Here is a 17,643-nt window from a genome sequence, read left to right as displayed (position 1 = left end):
TTTTAATGCTGAATATATATAAAAGAAAGAGTAGTAAACATACACGTCAATCAAATGAAAAATAATAAAGCTGAATTTTCAGTCTTTTTATTTTAAAGGAGGATATTTGCAACTACTCTCTCTTTGTGATTATGAGTTTAACACTAAACATAAGGTATAACAAGACGAATATATACAATTTTCTGATAAATTCGACACTTATTTGGAAGTTAATATAACACCACTTATCGTTAATTAATATGTAATACAAAGAGGCTATTTCAACAAAAAACATTTAAACATTAAAATATATCGAAATTAACAAAGAAGGAAAAGATAATATACTTGATATATTTCATATTCAACTAAAATCTGAATTTTATCTCCCACTTCAAACAGTCCGTTAAGTGGTGAGTAGTTTAAAAAATAACTCTTACAGTAATTATCTCATTAAGCATAAAACATTAAAAAAAAAGAACCCTCACTTACTGAAACTCTTGAAGTGGCTCATAAGCGGATTGAGACAACTGGTGTTTCCCTTTCTTCTGATGGTTTGAATCAACATTTTACTTCTCATACCTATATCTAACAAAAATAAACCAGATGCTGAAAAACATCTGGTTTATTTTTGTTAACTTCATGACCATGGATGGTTGTCCCATCCTTTCCACCTATCAATTATCATTCCTTTTCGTCTTCTTCTTTCACAAGATATGCTTTTTCATACGCAGGCTTCAATGTAGATATATATTCCTTATCGACTTGCTTAAAATGAAGCCCCCTTTGTTTATCTTTACGATCCTCATACTCTGTCCGAAGTTTTGCGGTTCGATTTTGCTGATTCTCGAAACTACTCTTTGATATTTCTAATTTCACTGCGAGGCCATTGATAAATCGAATGATTAAGTTACCATCTGCTAATTCTTTATTGTTTTCAATATGGAAGTGAGACAACCAGGCACATTCCTTTCTAGAATAAGAATACGTAGGAAAAAAGTAAAGTTGATCTGTCGGGCTAATCGCAATGGGTGCTTTGTGCGTAATACGTGTTAACTCTTTTGTACCGTCTTTTCTACCTAAAAAACTAGATCCGTGCTTGCGGCAACTTCGTTCGACAATATCAAGCGGCTTTTGAAACATGAAAAAAGAGTCTTCTACCTCAACCACTCGCGTTACAATACGTTTTTCTCCTAAAATAACTGGAAGTAAGGCCATAGTGTTCTTGTTTACGACATAGTTTTCAACGTAGCGTTCTACTTGTTCACCCATCTTACATTCGCTCCTTCATTATTTTTTCTTACAATCCATAACAGCAGCTGCATGGATAATTGTACCATCCAAAACCCAAAATAGTTAATATTTTCAAATATTTTACATTTTCTTATAAAACTTTAAAAATTCATAATATTCCTTCATATAAATATCTATATAAAATCTCCATATTTCTCTACAGGAAAAAGATATATTGTTATATAAAAACAGAAATTTTCTTTTTTGAAATATTTGTAACATAACAAAATCTCATTTCACATATATGATTCAATAAACTTGTACAAAATTACCTATTCCCTATATATTTCCACACCCATTTACGTATCTCTCTTACGGGAAAAATAAAACTTTTATCATTTTAACCGAGAAGACCCCCTCCTCTAAATGAAGTGAAGGTGGGGGTAGTTCAATAATAAACAGCTTTCCGCACTTACTGACAGAAATCCTTATCAATCAGTCCTTTACGAATAATTTACTTCTCATCTAAACCCTTTACTTTCTGTACAATTTTGAAGTAGAAGTATTACTGTCTACTAATAGAAAATAGATTCACTTGTTTTTTCATTTAATATTTACATGAAAGGTACATGTTCAATATTAAAGATCGTAATATAAAAAGTTATTCTAATATTAAATATATCCATTTGTATTGTTTATTATTTTTTCGGTAGATGTTTTACAATCGTCGGCTTAATTGTAAAGGAAGTTTTTTTGCTACGCTCAAACTCGAATGGAAAGATGATTACAAAATTCTCAACAAAAAAAAGGATGGCATATGCCATCCTTTTTTATCACGTACTATAAAATTATAGTTTTACAACGTTTTTAGCTTGAGGTCCGCGGTTGCCATCTTCGATTTCGAAGCTAACTTTTTCGCCTTCTTCTAAAGATTTGAAACCTTCAGTTGTGATTGCAGAGAAGTGAACGAATACATCGTTTCCGCCTGGAACTTCGATGAAACCGAAACCTTTTTCATTGTTAAACCATTTTACTTGTCCTGTTACTGTCATAATTATTTCCTCCTAAGAAAATATAAGTTTTTTTAGTCTGCATACATAAAAAAAGAATCCACACATTATCAAATACGAAACATAAAACAGTTCTCACATACTTTTTCTCGTTCGTTTTCAGCACTTGATAATATATGGATTGCTTGATTTAGTTATTCAACTGAGATAATCATAGCATATTTAAAATAGAATGTACAATATTTTTTGAAATTCTATTTTTCTAATTTTTGGTATCCCTCATAAAACAAAGCATTACTAGTACAAATTTTACTTCATAATAAAATGAAACTTCCCTCAGCGGGATACATACAAAAGAAAAGCAGGTGCCCTTAAAGGACACCCGCTCCCTCACTTACTTCGTAAACTGCGCCTCTTCCGTAGAACCTTTCAAGGCCGTTGTAGAAGATGTTCCACCTGTAATCACTTGTGCCACTTCATCAAAGTAGCCTGTTCCAACCTCTCGCTGATGACGCGTTGCAGAGTAGCCGTGCTCTTCTGCTGCAAATTCTGCTTGTTGTAATTCAGAATATGCTGCCATACCGTGCTCTTTATAGCCACGTGCGAGTTCAAACATACCGTAGTTTAATGCATGGAATCCTGCAAGTGTTACGAATTGGAATTTGTATCCGTATGATGCAATTTCTTTTTGGAAGTTTGCAATCGTTTTTTCATCTAATTTTTGTTTCCAGTTAAAAGATGGGGAACAGTTATACGCTAGTAATTTCCCTGGATATTTCTCATGAATCGCTTCCGCAAAACGCTTTGCATCTTCTAAATTCGGTTCAGATGTTTCACACCAAACAAGATCTGCATACGGTGCATATGCTAAACCGCGCGCAATTGCTTGGTCGAGCCCCGCGTTTGTACGGTAGAACCCTTCTGGTGTTCTCTCTCCTGTAATAAATTCTTGATCAACTGGATCAATATCACTCGTAATTAAATCCGCAGCATCTGCATCCGTTCTTGCTACAATAATTGTTGGCACGCCCATTACATCCGCAGCAAGTCTAGCAGAAATTAGATTACGTACCGCTGTTTGCGTTGGCAGTAATACTTTTCCGCCTAAATGTCCGCATTTTTTTTCTGAAGATAATTGATCTTCGAAGTGAACGCCTGACGCGCCTGCCTCAATCATACCTTTCATTAATTCAAACACGTTTAACTGTCCACCAAATCCTGCTTCAGCGTCCGCAACAATTGGTACAAAATAATCTGTATCACCGCTTCCTTCCATATGCTGAATTTGATCTGCACGCTGCAGTGTTTGATTAATACGCTTTACAACAGCTGGTACACTGTTCGCTGGATATAAACTTTGGTCCGGATACATGTGCCCGGATAGATTGGCATCCGCTGCCACTTGCCAACCGCTCAAATAAATTGCTTTTAATCCTGCTTTCACCTGCTGCATCGCTTGGTTTCCTGTTAACGCACCAAGCGCATTAATATAATCTTCTGTATGAAGTGATTCCCAAAGCCTCTCTGCCCCGCGGCGTGCTAATGTATGTTCAATATCAATTGACCCGCGCAGACGAATTACATCCTCAGCAGAATAAGGACGCGTTACCCCTTTCCAACGTTCATCTAACTCCCAGCTTTCTTGTAAATTTTGTACTCTTTCGTTTTTCATCTCTTCCATCCCCTTTTCCTTTTATAAAATCTCGTAACCTGGTAATGTTAAAAATGTTTCAAATTCATCATTACGCACCAAATTAGTAAAAAGCTTTGTTGCTTCTACAAATCTACCTTTCTCAAACTGTTCCTTGCCAATCTCTCGTTCTATTTTCGCTAGCTCTTCCGATTTAAACTCTTCTACTAAAGCAAATGTAATCTTGCGACCATCGTTTAGCTTCCCGCCTTCATGACGAATCCATTGCCACACTTGCGCACGTGAAATTTCTGCCGTTGCCGCATCTTCCATCAAATTATAAATCGGTGCTGCCCCGCGGCCACTTAACCATGATGCAATATATTGAATGCCGACGCTAATATTCATACGAAGCCCTTCTTCTGTAATCGTTCCCACCGGTACTTCTAACAAATCCTTTTCTGTTACATCAATCTCTTCACGCTTTCTAAAAATTTGATTCGGTGTTTTCATAATGTGATTAAACACTTCCCGCGCAACCGGTACAAGTCCCGGATGGGCAACCCAAGTCCCGTCATGTCCATCTAAAGCTTCACGTTCTTTATCAGCACGCACTTTTTCAAAAGCAGCTTCATTTGCTTCCGGATTATTTTTAATCGGGATTTGTGCTGCCATTCCGCCAATCGCTGGTGCATTCCGGCGATGGCACGTTTGAATCACTTTTAAAGAATATGAGCGCATAAAAGGAGCCGTCATCGTAACTTGCGCTCTGTCCGGAAGTAGAAATTCGTTATGGTTACGAAAGCTTTTTAAGAAACTAAAAATATAATCCCAGCGCCCACAATTTAATCCTGCTGAGTGGTCACGAAGTTCATATAAAATTTCATCCATTTCAAAAGAAGCGTGGATTGTTTCTAATAACACTGTTGCTTTAATCGTTCCATTCGGAATCCCGATATATTTCTGTGCAAAAATAAAAACATCATTCCACAACCTGGCTTCTAAATAGCTCTCCATTTTCGGTAAGTAAAAATATGGTCCGCTTCCTTTTTCTAATAATGTTTTTGCATTATGGAAAAAGTACAAACCAAAGTCAACAAGACTACCTGACATATTTTCTCCAACAACTAACATATGTTTTTCTTCTAAATGCCAGCCGCGCGGACGAACAATAAGTACAGCTGTTTTATCATTTAAACGATATTCCTTTCCATTAGGATTCTTATATGAAATCGTTCCCTTCACTGCATCTCTTAAATTAATTTGGCCATCCATCGCATTTTGCCACGTCGGCGAATTAGAATCTTCAAAGTCTGCCATAAAGAGATGTGCGCCCGAGTTTAAAGCATTAATAACCATCTTACGATCTACTGGTCCTGTAATCTCCACACGACGATCTTCTAAATCTTTTGGAAGCGGGGCAATCGTCCAATCTCCAGCACGTATATGTGCTGTTTCTGGTAAAAAGCTTGGAAACTCCCCTGCATCAATTCTTTTTTGCTTTTCCACACGTTTTTGCAGTGAATTTTTACGGCGTGTATTAAAATTCTCATGCAGCTCTTTTAAAAAAGTAAGCGCTTCCGGTGTCAAAATTTCTCCATACGCCGGTAATACTTCTAAAGCGAGTGTAACCCGTGAAGTTTGCGTCGACATATTAGCATCCCCTTTATAAACTGTTTTATAACAGATTTGATTTTATGTTTTATATTATATAACAAATCTTCAGAAAAGGAAGGAGTTTTTTGAAAATTAATTCTCTTTTATAACATCCATTTATTCAAAGTCGGCACTTTTCTTACTAATAAATGAAGTATCATCGTATTTTGCAGCATATTTAAAGCTCTTACCTGTTACCCTTTACTAAAACAAAACGAGTGCGGTTGTTATATAACAACCGCACTCGTTTTGTTGGTTATGTTTTACTTTCATTTTCTCCTAGTACTACTGTCTTTGTTTTGGATTTTCGAAAAGTAAGTGCCATTCCAGCAAAAATAAGGATAATCCCCGCTGTCTGCATTGTAGTCGGGCGAAATCCCGTAAATACTGTATCCAATAGAATGGCTACACCTGGATCCAAAAATACTAATACAGAAATAAGTCTTGTTGGTAAATCTCTTAAACTATCAAAAAATAAATAATAAACAAAGCCAGTATGAATAAGTCCCGTCGCTGTAATCGCAATCCAATTACTCTCTGTTAACCCTTGAAACGCTCCAAAGTCTACAAATGGTAGTAACAGAAATATCCCTAAAAAAGTTTGCAAAAATGTCATTGCATACGCACTCGTCTGTTTAATCCCTTTCCCTAACAAAGTGGTAAATGCGTAAAATAATGCTGCAAGAAGTGCCCAAACCATCCCGGAAGACATCAGTTTTTCTATAGATACACTCCCATCCATACCTGCGACTAACACAGTACCTACAAAACAAATCAGAATTGAAATAATAGACAGCACTGTTAATCTTTCTTTAAACACGACACTTCCAATGATTAATACAATAATTGGTGCAAGATGATACACAGAAATCGCAATCGTCACTGACATGACTTCAAAAGCTTTAAATAGAAACACCCAGTTAAAAACAAGAAAGACACCACACGCTAATATTTGCAGTATTTCTTTTCGATTCCACTTTTCTTCTTTAAACTGACCTGTTGCAATCCAACATAACGTTAAAAATATAGTGGCACAAATACAACGAATAAATACTAATTCAAATGATGGTAAATTTGTTTTTACTGAAAAAAATCCGATTGAGCCAAAAATAGACATCGATATGATCATTTTTATAGCTGGCAATGATTTTGTTTGGAATAACCTATTTGTGGCGCTCCTTTGAAACAATCTAAACAACCCCCATTAGTTTAAAACGCACATTTACATTTCAAATTTCGTAATATTCTCAATTTTAAATATACACTAAGATGAATGGCATGTAAAAAATCGTAAAGATACTTAAAGCCATTTATTCTCACGAAGTGGCATTTGCAATCCTCATTCCTTTTACAATGTAAAGCATCCTTGTAAAAAATAAAACAAAAATAAAGATGATAAAAGGCAATATAGAAATACTCGTTTCTCCCGTTATAGCCACCTGTATATTTTACCATATTTTACATAAAAATATTTTTTCCTTAACAATCTATTTTGATTTTCTAACATATACATCACGGCTATGTAAACAAAAAGTGACATCCTCTCTTTTGTTTTCACATGGCATGGGGTGAAAATAGGCTCTGACCCTTCTACGTGTGGACGGATCCGTTTGTAGCTTTAGAATAAAGTTTGATCAAAAACATGTTGTTTATTTTAGAATTGACATGAAATTATATTAAGGTTATACTGCCAGTAACATATAACTGTTAACGACAGTATAATGTTACTAACAGTATAATGCTGTTTGGATAACAAAACTATTTTTTACATTTCATTAAGGAGGTTAGATGTTTTATGAAACACACAGGGAGACATACAGGTGCATTTCTTTTACTGTTTTTAACAGAGGAAGATAGTTATGGAGGGAAACTTCTGCAGAAATGTGAGGAAGAGCTTCCCATCAATCCAATTGATAGTGCCATTATATACCGCACCCTAAAAAAATTAGAAAACGAAGGTGCTGTTGAGTCTTATTTGGACACATCTGATCAAGATAAGCCGAGAAAGATGTACAAAATTACTACAGTGGGAAAAAAACAATTAGAAGAGTTTCAAATAGATATTGAAGAAAAAATGAAAAACTTATCATTTTTCTTAGACAAATATAAAGACTGGAAAGAGTCTAATCATGATTAATGGCGCTCTCCTTTACTCTTTAGCCATTATTCTTATCAGTATTTCTTTTGTAAAGGATCGGAATAAAACAAAAGATGCTCTATTAAAGTCATGGAAAATGTTTCGTAATCTTATACCTTCCATGCTATCAATTATGCTTTTCGTTGGACTATCACTATCTATATTAACGCCTTCCTTCATTTCTTCCATCATTGGGGAAAAATCTGGATTCATCGGTATTGTTTATTCAGCAATAATTGGCTCTGTTGCACTCATTCCAAGCTTTGTTGTGTTTCCTCTTGGAAATACATTAGTCCAAAATGGTGCGGGCCTCCCTCAAGTTGCGGCATTAATGTCTACATTAATGTCAGTAGGAATCACAACTTTACCGATGGAACAAAAGATATTTGGGCGAAGTTTTGCTTATTCTCGTAATGCATCTGCATTGTTAATGTCTCTCATATTCTCGTATATTATTTGGGTGGTGATGGTATGAATGAATTAAAAAGATATCGTTTTTTTTTCATTTTACTATTGGGACTCATTATATTAACTTTTATAAACCATTCGTTGGGATGGAGCGCATTTCAATTAACAGGAAAAAGCATTTTAGATATGCTCTTTCTACTTCCTCCTGTCTTAATATTCGTAGGTTTGCTTGACAAATGGGTGAAGAAAGAAACATTAATTAAATATATGGGGAAAAAATCTGGCATCTATGGCATCTTGTTCTCCCTATTATTAGGAGGAATTGCAGCCGGTCCCCTCTATGTCGCTTTTCCAATCGCAGCACTTTTATTAAAAAAAGGAGCGAGCATACGATACATTGTATTTTTTCTAGGAGTTTGGACAACTGCAAAATTACCGGTTATTGTATATGAATTGGCTTCATTTGGAGTTAAGTTTACACTCATTCATATTTGTTTTGGTCTATTATTTTTCTATTTAATGGGTATTATTTATGAGAAGTTCTACGACCAACGACAATTGTTGAAATATGATATAACTAAAGAAATATAGATCTCGAGGAATGATTTTTTAAGCCTCTCAATCCTAGACCCTTTTGTATTTGATCAAAAAGACTTCATAAACTAGCATTGTAAAATAAAGAATATGGCAAATTAATAAAAACCAGTTGTATCTAAACAGATACAACTGGTTTTTATCCTTCATGGTTCATTATTGATTTAACACATTGTACAAAAAAAATGAATTTAATTTGCTGTTTATAAGTAGTCTATTTTTTCACTTCCATCTTTTTTGGTTTCCACATATAAATCACGGCTACGTAAACAAAAGAGCCCTTCCTCTCTTTTTCTCTTTTTGTTTTCATATCGCATGGGGCGAAAATAGGCTCTGACCGCTTCTACGTATGAGCGGATCCTCTCTCCCATCCCAAAAAGAAAGGTTTTATCTCTCCCCAATTTGCATTCACATAAATAAAGAAGCAGCGTCACCGCTACTCCTCATTTCTTCCGCTTCTCATACTGCTCAAACACATGAATTCTTTCAAAAATTGGCGGATGTGTATACAAGAAAAATTTCACTAACGCCGGTGGATTCACTTGACTTAAACTTGTTTTCGATAAATACTGGAACGTCTTTACACCAGAATTTCCATCCTTCGTCATATCTAAAGCATATTGATCGGCTGCCCGTTCTTCTATACGTGATACGTAGTTTGATAGTGGGCTTACTGCAAAAGACAACACAGAGGAGATAAGAAAAAATAATGGGATAATCGATAAGCACGCCACCTTTGATAGGCGCAATGTATCTCCCCATTTTCTGAGGCACATATTGATAATACGGCTAATCAAATACATCCCTATAAACGTTAACACAATATAACTCGCCACACCCCAATATATATGTTTCATCACGTAATGTCCCATTTCATGAGCCATAATAAATAAAATCTCTTTATCTTTTAACTGCTGGAGCGTTGTATTCCACAATACAATTCGAGAATTCAATCCAATTCCTGTCACATATGCATTTAGGGCCGTTGTTTTTTCAGACATGTTCACTTCATATACATGCTCAGCTGGAATATCTGCCCTGTCCGCAATTGCTAAAATTTTCTTCTCCAAGTCTTTATTTTGCAATGTAGAAAAATCATTGTATAACGGATCAATTACAACGGGCTGTACAAAGGTTAAAAAAATTGTAAACGGTACTGACAAAGCCCAACCAGCTAGCCACCACCGCTTCGGAAATTTATAAATCAGCCATAAAAGAACAGAAACACTGAGAAACATCATAATATAATTTATCCAAAAATCAATTACATGATCTTTTATCCAACTCGCTGTGGATTGCGTTGAAATACCGTAATCAATTGAGATTTGATGCCCCATCCATTGCAGAGGTAATGCAAGAACGGTTGTAAGCAATGATAAATAAAAGAGATAGATAGCAACTTGAATAACCCGTACTTTCGTCGTTTCTTTTGACCATTTTTCAAAACGATTTGATATACCTAAAACAAGCACAAACAATAAAATAATCCATTCAAGAGGCGTCGCTAAAAAAAAGAGTAAATTTTTCACACGCGAATAATCTTGACTTAATGTAAGTTCCTTTGCATTCATAAACGTCTGTGGATCAGCACTCGTTCCTTTATACATATCTGGAATAATTTCATGATTCCATCCAAATAAATACCAATATATAAATAATGCAAAACCAACGTACAAAAAAAGCGACCACTTCACAACCTTCTTCACGGTATCTCCTCCTCTATGCTGCCTGTCTCTTATTATTGTAAGTTCGTTCCTCCTAAAATAGAACAAGCTAATACATCGAATTGTCATGCAATTTTCAATCCCTCCCCATGAATTTTCGGATTTTTCTTATAAAATAAAATTAGGAGGAGGATGGAAATTGAAAAAAATTTATATTACGTTTACATTAGGTTTAGTTATCGTAATTGGAATTGGAATTTACTATTTTACAGATTATCGTAAAGCTTCTGCTGAAATACCACGTGGAATCGTTATGGAGGATGTAAATGGTACAACGTTATCTTTTGATCAACTACCAAAAAAACTTAAACTCGTAGAATTTATATACACAAAATGCCCTGATATTTGTCCCGTTACTACATACAAAATGAAGCATTTACGAGACGAACTAGAAAAGGATAAACTATTTGGTAAAAAAATTGAATTTATTACAATTACCATTGATCCTAAGTTCGATACAAAAGAAATATTAACTACATATGCCAACACATTTGAAATGAAAAAAACGAAAGGGTGGCACTTACTTCGCGGTAATGAAGATGAAACGAAAAAACTAGCAGATACATTTAACTTTCAGTACCGCGATCCAGGAAGCGGGCTCTATATTCATACTTCTAATTCCTATTTACTCGATGAAAATGATCGTTTAATTGAAGTCTTCGGTATGGGAGAACGTGGTTTTAACAGCAAAAAAGTGCTTGAGAAAATTAAAAATGCATTATAAAAACCTCTTCATCATTCGAAGAGGTTTTTCACACATATTATTCTATATAAACTATGCTACGAAACTTTAAACCTATCCATTCTACACTCTCTATTTATCCAGCATTAACGGGCAGTAAAAGCCCGATTGGTGAGGGCTTTTACTCAGCGGGTGATGAAGCCCCCCACTGATTAAAGTTTCACTTTATCTCTCTGTATGTTTCTTCGGCTCATATGTTGGAATAAGAAGCGCACTCGCAATCCAGCAAACAAGACCGAAACCACTTATATATTTCCCGTATTCATAATGGTTTAGATAAACCTTCCCTACAAGAATTAAGATAAATCCAAGTAAAACAACTACATAGCCAACTTGTTTTTTCGACAATGCCAATCAGCACTCCTTATTGAAAAATATTAATAAAAAAACTTAAATCCCGAAAAGAAATGGAGCTATATTTCATAATTCCTTGTACAGCTAGAAGTAGTATAAGACCAAGTACACATATATAATTAATCCCATCTTCACTTCTTTTCTCAACTACAATACCGCCCCCAATGCATAGTAGCCCTAGAAGATGAAGTGCTAAATAAACAAAAAAGTATGCTTCATTCCAGCGAAAGCCTACATTCACTGTTGTAATCACAATTAAACTCACCATAATCACATAAAACAATTTATTTGATTGAATTGTTTCATTCATAGAATCATATCCATTCCTTTCTATATAAATCTTTTTTGATTTTCCAGCATACAAATCGCCGCTATGAAAACAAAGGGTGATCTGCATTTTTATTTTCACTTAGCATGAGGATGAAATAGGCTCTGACCGCTTCTATACATAGACGGATTCTCTCTCCAGCCTAAAAAAGATAGGTATATCTTTTTTATTATTCAATAAATTCTACGTTCTCTAACCTATAACTCTCTCATTTTATTCATATATACTACCGGCACCTCTTTATTCATATAACGACGATTCACGAACAAAAAGACTAGTACTAAATTTAATCCAATGATAAAAATAATAAGTCCTGTAAAAAATGGAGTTTGATTAGAAAAATCCGCAAAGCTTATCATTTCTTCCTTACTGAACATAAAAGATGTAATAAGTACGATTGCATTATTTAACATATGAATACTAATCGGCATCAGTAAGCTTTTCGTCCGAATATATACAATTGATAGTACGATACTAAACATGACAGCACTAAGGAAATCAATATGAAAACATCCAAAAAGAAGCGCTACAATAACCATTGCTTTACCGGTTCCCCATTTCGCTGCAAAACGCTGAAATAGAAATCCCCTAAATACAAATTCACATACAATAGGAGCTACTAGTACGATTATTATAAATTGATATATGTATCCGCCCGCACTCCCTATAATTGGTTCATGTAATATATTTATAATAAAATCCGGTGTAATCCATACAAAGCTATACATATACAATACAAGATATCCATAACTAAAAAGGCATAGCATTCCCGTAATCATTAAAACTTGTAAAAGATTAAATGATTCTCTTCTATTCACAAATAAAGTAAATGGAATACGATGGCGCTTACATTGATACCATAACCAAAGTGATGGAAATATGTAGAGTACAAGTATGCTTGCAAAAGAAGAAATTGATATATGAAATGTATTCTCTAACAATTGTTTACTAATACGTTCAATCAAAACAAGTAGTGTAAATACAATCAAAAAATATCTGGCTCGCATCGAACAAAACGGATTCACACTCATCTCCTCCCCTATGTTACATTTATCATATCATTCGAATCTTATTTTTAAGCAAAGAAAACCTTAAATTTTCCTTAAAAATCCCATAACTTACAAGAAAATGTTATGATATTCGATGAAAATAGGGGGCGATTCAGATTGTATAATGCAAATGTTTTACTTGTTGATGATGAAACGGCAATTTTACAACTATTAACTACTATTCTACAAAAAGAAGGATTTTCTCATATTACAACTGCTACATCCGCAGAAGAAGCTTTACTATTCGTAGAACAAAATCGTTATGATTTAATGATTCTAGACATCATGCTTCCAGGACAATCTGGTTTTGACATTTGTCCAATCATTCGTCAAAAAACAGATTGTCCAATTTTCTTCCTAACAGCAAAATCATCTGATTTAGATAAAGTATCTGGCTTCTTATACGGGGCAGACGACTATATTACAAAACCATTCAATCCGCTTGAGGTCGTCGCTCGTATAAAAGCTCAACTTCGAAGACATATGAAACAAACTACACAACCTATGAAAGAGACACACTTTATTTCATTTGGGAGATTTCAGGTCGATAAACATGCAGCTGAATTGCAAGTAGATGGAAACGTTGTTGAATGTTCAGCTCAGCTCTTTCAACTACTACTCTTTTTCTGTGAACATCCTAATTACGTATTTTCAAAAGAAGAAATATACGAAAAAGTATGGGGGGCTCCTGCTTATAATGGCGATGACAACACAGTTATGGTTCATATTCGAAAACTACGTGAAAAAATTGAACTTGATCCAAGTAACCCACAGTACATCAAAACTGTTCGCGGACTTGGTTATAAGTTCATCGCAAAGTAGGTAACGACGATGAACTTAAGTAGAAGGCTTATTATTCAATTTATTATCCAGCACATTTTCGTCTTGTTTACTCTACTCATTGCAGTCATCGTCGCTTTCGTCTACCTGGGGCATCTTTTTAGTACGACCCTTTATGAACCAAATGTTCCAGAGTTTGATAACTTTACTGTGTCTCAGCATGTTTCTTCAGAAAACGGACGTATTACATTAAGTTCTGAGGTAAAAGAAATGATTGAGGAGAAAAATGATTGGCTTCAAATTGTCGATAAAAATGGAAAGGTACTCTATGACTTCAATACTCCTGAAGATGTTCCTGGTTCTTATACAAAAACAACATTAGTTGCTTATTTGCAGCATCATATACAAAGCCCTTACAAATTTACATATTGGGACATTGAAGTTAAAGAGAAGGAAGCAATTGTGATTTATGGCGGGAAGCTAAAAAGTAATACTTTACTGCAAGAGTTAAAAGAAAAACACAGTTCACCATTATCAGCTGAATTTTCTTTAACAGAAAAAGAAAAGAAACAGTTTACCGCAGAAGGTGCTACGCTGCAAATATTTAACGCACAAGGAGAAGAGATTTTTGCTTATCCGAAAACAAAAAGAAACTCCTTTTCAGCCATTCAAGCTGTACTTTCTGAAAAAGAGCCTTGGAATCACAAAGAAAATATCTCGAGTTTATATAATCCAGAGGACCAAACCTTATTTACCATAACAGTAAAAAATGATCATTACTATCCATCTGATATGAATGAAGATTTATTAACAAAAAAAATATTCATAGGATTTGGAGTTATTATTCTAATCGCTTTTGTCTACTTAGTTATTCTTTCTATTTGGTACGGAAGAAAATTTGGTAAACCATTATTACACACAATGCGTTGGCTCAAAAATATAGCTAGTGGAAAATATGAAGAACCGGTAAGTAAAAAAGGAAGAACAGTTCGCTTCCGGCGCTCAGGTAAAGAAAAATGGTCATTCAGACTGTTTAAAGATGTAACAAATGCTCTAGAGCACCTTTCTATTACACTTAAAAAAAATGAGTCCATACGACAAGTTATTCAACAAACACGTGAGGAATGGATTACTGGCCTCACTCATGATTTAAAAACACCACTCAGTTCCATTTATGGGTACTCTCTATTACTAGAATCGAAACAATATAACTGGGATGATAACGACATTCAACAATTCGGTCGTGTTATACGCGAAAAATCTCAATATATGACAACATTAATTGATGATCTAAGCTTAACTTACCAATTAAAAAACAACGCAATTCCCTCTCAGCACGTTAAAGTTGAGATTAATCAATTTGTCCAAAAAGTCTTGTTACAATTTATTAATAACCCGACACTTCAAAATCAAAACATAGAATTTGTTCCTAGTTCCAATGCAATTCATTACTCTATTGAAGAAAAATGGTTCCAACGTATCATTGAGAATTTATTAACAAATGCAGTAAAGCATAATAATGAAACAACAAATGTTATTGTAAAAATCGGACAGAATAAACAATCTTTTACACTTTCTATTTCTGATAATGGAAAAGGAATGGATGAGCAAACGAAAGAGCTTTTATTTGAACGATATTACCGCGGTACAAATACTGAAGAAAACAACGCAGGAACAGGTCTTGGCTTAGCGATTACAAAACAACTTGTTCTTGCACATAACGGTACGATTTCCATTGAAAGTGAAATTGGAAAAGGAACAACCATTAATATGGTATTCCCTTTCTCACCTAATGATAAAAGAGGGTCTTACCATAAATACATGATACAGAAATAGGCATACAAACACGCCTTTTTAAAGAAAAAAGAAGTATATCGTACACAATATGTCAGATTTGAACAGGCAAATCTAGCACTATTTCAATATATTGAGGGATTTTATAACCGCAAGCGAATCCATAGTAGCATTGGTTATAATCCCCCTCAAATAATAGAAGATCTGGCTAAAAAAGCAGCTTAGATTTAACTTTTTTGTGTCCAAAATGTTGACTCAAATCCACTATTACACCTGATTATTTTCTACAACGACGTTATCATCGTAACAATTCAAAAATAATATTGTAAATAATCGTTTCACCGATTTATTTATGTGAATGTTCTTTGGAGGCTTACATCCTGAATCCATTTAATAAGCCATAGGTAAGCCGAAATATAGTTGTTCCTTCCGAAAATTAGAAGGGAGATGATGATTTCGTTTCTATAGAAGAATGTAACATTATACGTCATCATCCTCTAATCGTTTTTTTTGTAAATAGTGAACAAAAGAAAAAGGGATGAGAAAGCAAACAAAAACGACACTTCCTACGAGTAAGGCTTGACTGTTATTACTATGATCTGGACCGAATTTCGCCAGAAATGCAAGAACAGCGCCAACCAATGCAGAAAGGATTACAATTCGGTAATAAGGACGCGGCTTTTTCTGTTCGTTTGCATTATCATACACATCAACAGAAATTTTGAGATTCAGCCAACTTAGAACAGCCACAGTAAGCATAAATACTAACCATAATGGATTATCTGCAGCCTCCATAACCCCTTCTGTTATCGCCTCATAAAGTAAAATTGCAAATATCCCTATCGTTTGAACAATAAAGGCGATCCGAATGTTTTTCAAATTTTGCATTTGTAATCGTTCATCTTTAATCTTCTTCATGTATCTGCTCCTCCTGGCCAATCCAAAATATTTCATCCAACGTCTTATTCACTGCATAACAAATCTCCAAGCACAATTTTAGCGTAGGGTTATATGCGCCTTTTTCAATCAAGCTAATGGTCTGCCGAGTGATACCTACTTTCTGTGCCAATTGTTGTTGTGTTAAGTCTACTTGAACACGAGATATCTTTACTTTATTTCTCAACTATATTATCCCTCCTCAACCCTATTGTAACATGTATATTACATGATTCAATATATATATTACATACCAGGCGTTAAAATTATTGCTATGTAATTTTCTGTTTTATTTATATAATACGATTCATCTGAAATCTCATACAAAAAAGTTTCCTAGAATCTAGGAAACTTTCTCCTCTTCTTATTGTTGTTTCTTCTGCACTGGCAACCAAATCTCAACTTGAGCAAATTCACTCTTATCTTCATGACAACGCTCATCATACAGCTCGAACTCTGTAACGCCCGCATGTTCATACCCTGAATGCGGGAACCATTCTGAGAAAATGCTATTCCATGTTTGCTGGATGGACGATACCATGTCTTTGTGCGGTACTTTTGGTGTTGTAAATACGGCATATGTTGCTTCTGGGAACGTGCGCTGCGCTAATTCATTTGATACCCCATCAAAGCTTGTAACTTCCATTCCAATAATATACGTGAACTCCCCTGTTTCCAAATGAAAATCCGTGCACATTCCAAGCTCTACATATTGATCTGTATGTTTACGGTTTGTAATGTTGCTCGCAAGATTGTTTTGTAAATAACGGTCCCAAAATGCCGGAATATCTTTAAGGTTTTTCCCTTCTTTACTAGACGTCTTCATCTCATATCCAGCTACAAAAAAAGCTGGTTTTTTTTCAATACGAAATTCCATTTGTATTCCCCCTAAATATGGATTGAACTTCCGCTGCTTCACATTTGCTTTATAATACATCGGTGTCTTAATTCCTTGCCTTCGGTAGCTACTTGGCGTCATCTGAAACAACTTTTTAAAGGCTCGAATGAACGTTTCATGAGATTGAAAGCCATGTTCTAATGCGATATCAAGAATTTTTTCTTCCGTATGAGAAAGCCGATAAGCTGCCCTGGCTAGCCTCCTCTTACGAACATACTCCATGACAGTATCGCCTACTAGTGCTTGGAATACGCGATGAAAATGATACTCCGAGAACCCTGCAATACGAGCCAAATTACTTAATGTTTGCTTCTCCATTACATCTTCTTCAATATAATTAATTGCTTTTTGAATTTGTGTTTCATAGCTTTCCATCTCTGTTCACCCGCCTTAT

General features: G+C 34.8%; 18 protein-coding genes and 1 pseudogene. 7 read left to right on the top strand and 12 right to left on the bottom strand.

The features are described from left to right. Positions 1-660: 660 nt before the first annotated feature. The 5 genes from ACM6HU_RS12245 to ACM6HU_RS12225 form a co-directional block, all read right to left on the bottom strand. Positions 661-1,248 (bottom strand): competence protein ComK, encoded by a 588-nt coding sequence (locus tag ACM6HU_RS12245; protein WP_003206092.1) that lies wholly within the window; start codon positions 1,246-1,248, stop codon positions 661-663. Positions 1,249-2,057: 809 nt separating this feature from the next. Beyond that, on the bottom strand, positions 2,058-2,261 hold the full coding sequence (locus ACM6HU_RS12240; RefSeq protein ID WP_003195857.1) for a cold-shock protein: 204 nt from the start codon (positions 2,259-2,261) through the stop codon (positions 2,058-2,060). Between the two features lie 352 nt (positions 2,262-2,613). Then, positions 2,614-3,891, bottom strand: coding sequence for an isocitrate lyase (gene aceA / locus ACM6HU_RS12235; protein ID WP_077295449.1), 1,278 nt, complete (start codon positions 3,889-3,891; stop codon positions 2,614-2,616). 21 nt (positions 3,892-3,912) lie between these two features. Further along, the gene (gene aceB / locus ACM6HU_RS12230) at positions 3,913-5,502 is read right to left on the bottom strand and encodes a malate synthase A (RefSeq protein WP_414848209.1); all 1,590 of its coding nucleotides are present in this window, start codon (positions 5,500-5,502) and stop codon (positions 3,913-3,915) included. Between the two features lie 259 nt (positions 5,503-5,761). Further along, positions 5,762-6,634, bottom strand: a complete 873-nt coding sequence (locus ACM6HU_RS12225; protein ID WP_414848215.1) for a DMT family transporter — start codon at positions 6,632-6,634, stop codon at positions 5,762-5,764. 666 nt (positions 6,635-7,300) lie between these two features. Between ACM6HU_RS12225 and ACM6HU_RS12220 the strand changes: the two genes are divergently transcribed. From ACM6HU_RS12220 to ACM6HU_RS12210, 3 genes are read left to right on the top strand one after another with little or no spacing between them, the layout of a single operon-like run. Further along, on the top strand, positions 7,301-7,642 hold the full coding sequence (locus tag ACM6HU_RS12220) for a PadR family transcriptional regulator (RefSeq protein WP_016113726.1): 342 nt from the start codon (positions 7,301-7,303) through the stop codon (positions 7,640-7,642). Continuing rightward, the gene (locus tag ACM6HU_RS12215; RefSeq protein WP_016113725.1) at positions 7,635-8,117 is read left to right on the top strand and encodes a hypothetical protein; all 483 of its coding nucleotides are present in this window, start codon (positions 7,635-7,637) and stop codon (positions 8,115-8,117) included. Before ACM6HU_RS12220 ends, ACM6HU_RS12215 begins: the two co-directional genes overlap by 8 nt. Next, complete coding sequence (locus tag ACM6HU_RS12210) at positions 8,114-8,641, top strand: permease (protein WP_016113724.1); 528 nt, start codon at positions 8,114-8,116, stop codon at positions 8,639-8,641. Before ACM6HU_RS12215 ends, ACM6HU_RS12210 begins: the two co-directional genes overlap by 4 nt. A gap of 446 nt (positions 8,642-9,087) precedes the next feature. Here the strand turns inward: ACM6HU_RS12210 and ACM6HU_RS12205 are convergent, their stop codons facing one another. Then, entirely contained in the window at positions 9,088-10,350 is a 1,263-nt protein-coding gene (locus ACM6HU_RS12205; protein ID WP_016113722.1) for a M48 family metallopeptidase, read from the bottom strand. A gap of 157 nt (positions 10,351-10,507) precedes the next feature. Between ACM6HU_RS12205 and ACM6HU_RS12200 the strand changes: the two genes are divergently transcribed. Next, a complete protein-coding gene (locus ACM6HU_RS12200) occupies positions 10,508-11,092 on the top strand; it encodes an SCO family protein (protein ID WP_016113721.1) in 585 nt (194 codons plus the stop codon). Positions 11,093-11,275: 183 nt separating this feature from the next. On the opposite strand, the gene ACM6HU_RS12195 is transcribed toward ACM6HU_RS12200, so the two are convergent. The 3 genes from ACM6HU_RS12195 to ACM6HU_RS12185 all read right to left on the bottom strand — a co-directional run bounded on the left by ACM6HU_RS12195 (position 11,276) and on the right by ACM6HU_RS12185 (position 12,817). Next, positions 11,276-11,464: a hypothetical protein gene (locus ACM6HU_RS12195; RefSeq protein WP_016113720.1), complete on the bottom strand. Its 189-nt coding sequence runs from the start codon at positions 11,462-11,464 to the stop codon at positions 11,276-11,278. Between the two features lie 10 nt (positions 11,465-11,474). After that, positions 11,475-11,774: a hypothetical protein gene (locus ACM6HU_RS12190; protein WP_016113719.1), complete on the bottom strand. Its 300-nt coding sequence runs from the start codon at positions 11,772-11,774 to the stop codon at positions 11,475-11,477. A gap of 215 nt (positions 11,775-11,989) precedes the next feature. Next, the gene (locus ACM6HU_RS12185; protein ID WP_016113718.1) at positions 11,990-12,817 is read right to left on the bottom strand and encodes a CPBP family intramembrane glutamic endopeptidase; all 828 of its coding nucleotides are present in this window, start codon (positions 12,815-12,817) and stop codon (positions 11,990-11,992) included. Between the two features lie 141 nt (positions 12,818-12,958). Between ACM6HU_RS12185 and ACM6HU_RS12180 the strand changes: the two genes are divergently transcribed. The 3 genes and pseudogenes from ACM6HU_RS12180 to ACM6HU_RS12170 all read left to right on the top strand — a co-directional run. After that, positions 12,959-13,663: a response regulator transcription factor gene (locus ACM6HU_RS12180; protein WP_016113717.1), complete on the top strand. Its 705-nt coding sequence runs from the start codon at positions 12,959-12,961 to the stop codon at positions 13,661-13,663. Positions 13,664-13,672: 9 nt separating this feature from the next. Next, complete coding sequence (locus tag ACM6HU_RS12175; RefSeq protein WP_016131232.1) at positions 13,673-15,457, top strand: sensor histidine kinase; 1,785 nt, start codon at positions 13,673-13,675, stop codon at positions 15,455-15,457. Positions 15,458-15,466: 9 nt separating this feature from the next. After that, positions 15,467-15,640 (top strand): annotated as a pseudogene (locus tag ACM6HU_RS12170) (IS3 family transposase); the annotation flags it as partial. A 255-nt stretch (positions 15,641-15,895) separates the two neighbouring features. Here the strand turns inward: ACM6HU_RS12170 and ACM6HU_RS12165 are convergent. The 3 genes from ACM6HU_RS12165 to ACM6HU_RS12155 all read right to left on the bottom strand — a co-directional run bounded on the left by ACM6HU_RS12165 (position 15,896) and on the right by ACM6HU_RS12155 (position 17,624). Continuing rightward, on the bottom strand, positions 15,896-16,333 hold the full coding sequence (locus ACM6HU_RS12165) for a hypothetical protein (RefSeq protein ID WP_016113715.1): 438 nt from the start codon (positions 16,331-16,333) through the stop codon (positions 15,896-15,898). Continuing rightward, positions 16,320-16,538, bottom strand: a complete 219-nt coding sequence (locus ACM6HU_RS12160; RefSeq protein ID WP_016113714.1) for a helix-turn-helix transcriptional regulator — start codon at positions 16,536-16,538, stop codon at positions 16,320-16,322. Before ACM6HU_RS12160 ends, ACM6HU_RS12165 begins: the two co-directional genes overlap by 14 nt. A gap of 177 nt (positions 16,539-16,715) precedes the next feature. Beyond that, positions 16,716-17,624, bottom strand: coding sequence for an AraC family transcriptional regulator (locus tag ACM6HU_RS12155; protein ID WP_016113713.1), 909 nt, complete (start codon positions 17,622-17,624; stop codon positions 16,716-16,718). Between the last annotated feature and the right edge of the window lie 19 nt (positions 17,625-17,643).

This window comes from Bacillus sp. IT-79MI2 (assembly GCF_949768135.1).
In the GTDB taxonomy this organism is placed as follows: Bacteria; Bacillota; Bacilli; order Bacillales; family Bacillaceae_G; genus Bacillus_A; species Bacillus_A pseudomycoides.
The sequence above is the reverse complement of the archived record's forward strand: the minus strand, read 5'-3'. Positions and strand labels throughout refer to the sequence as shown.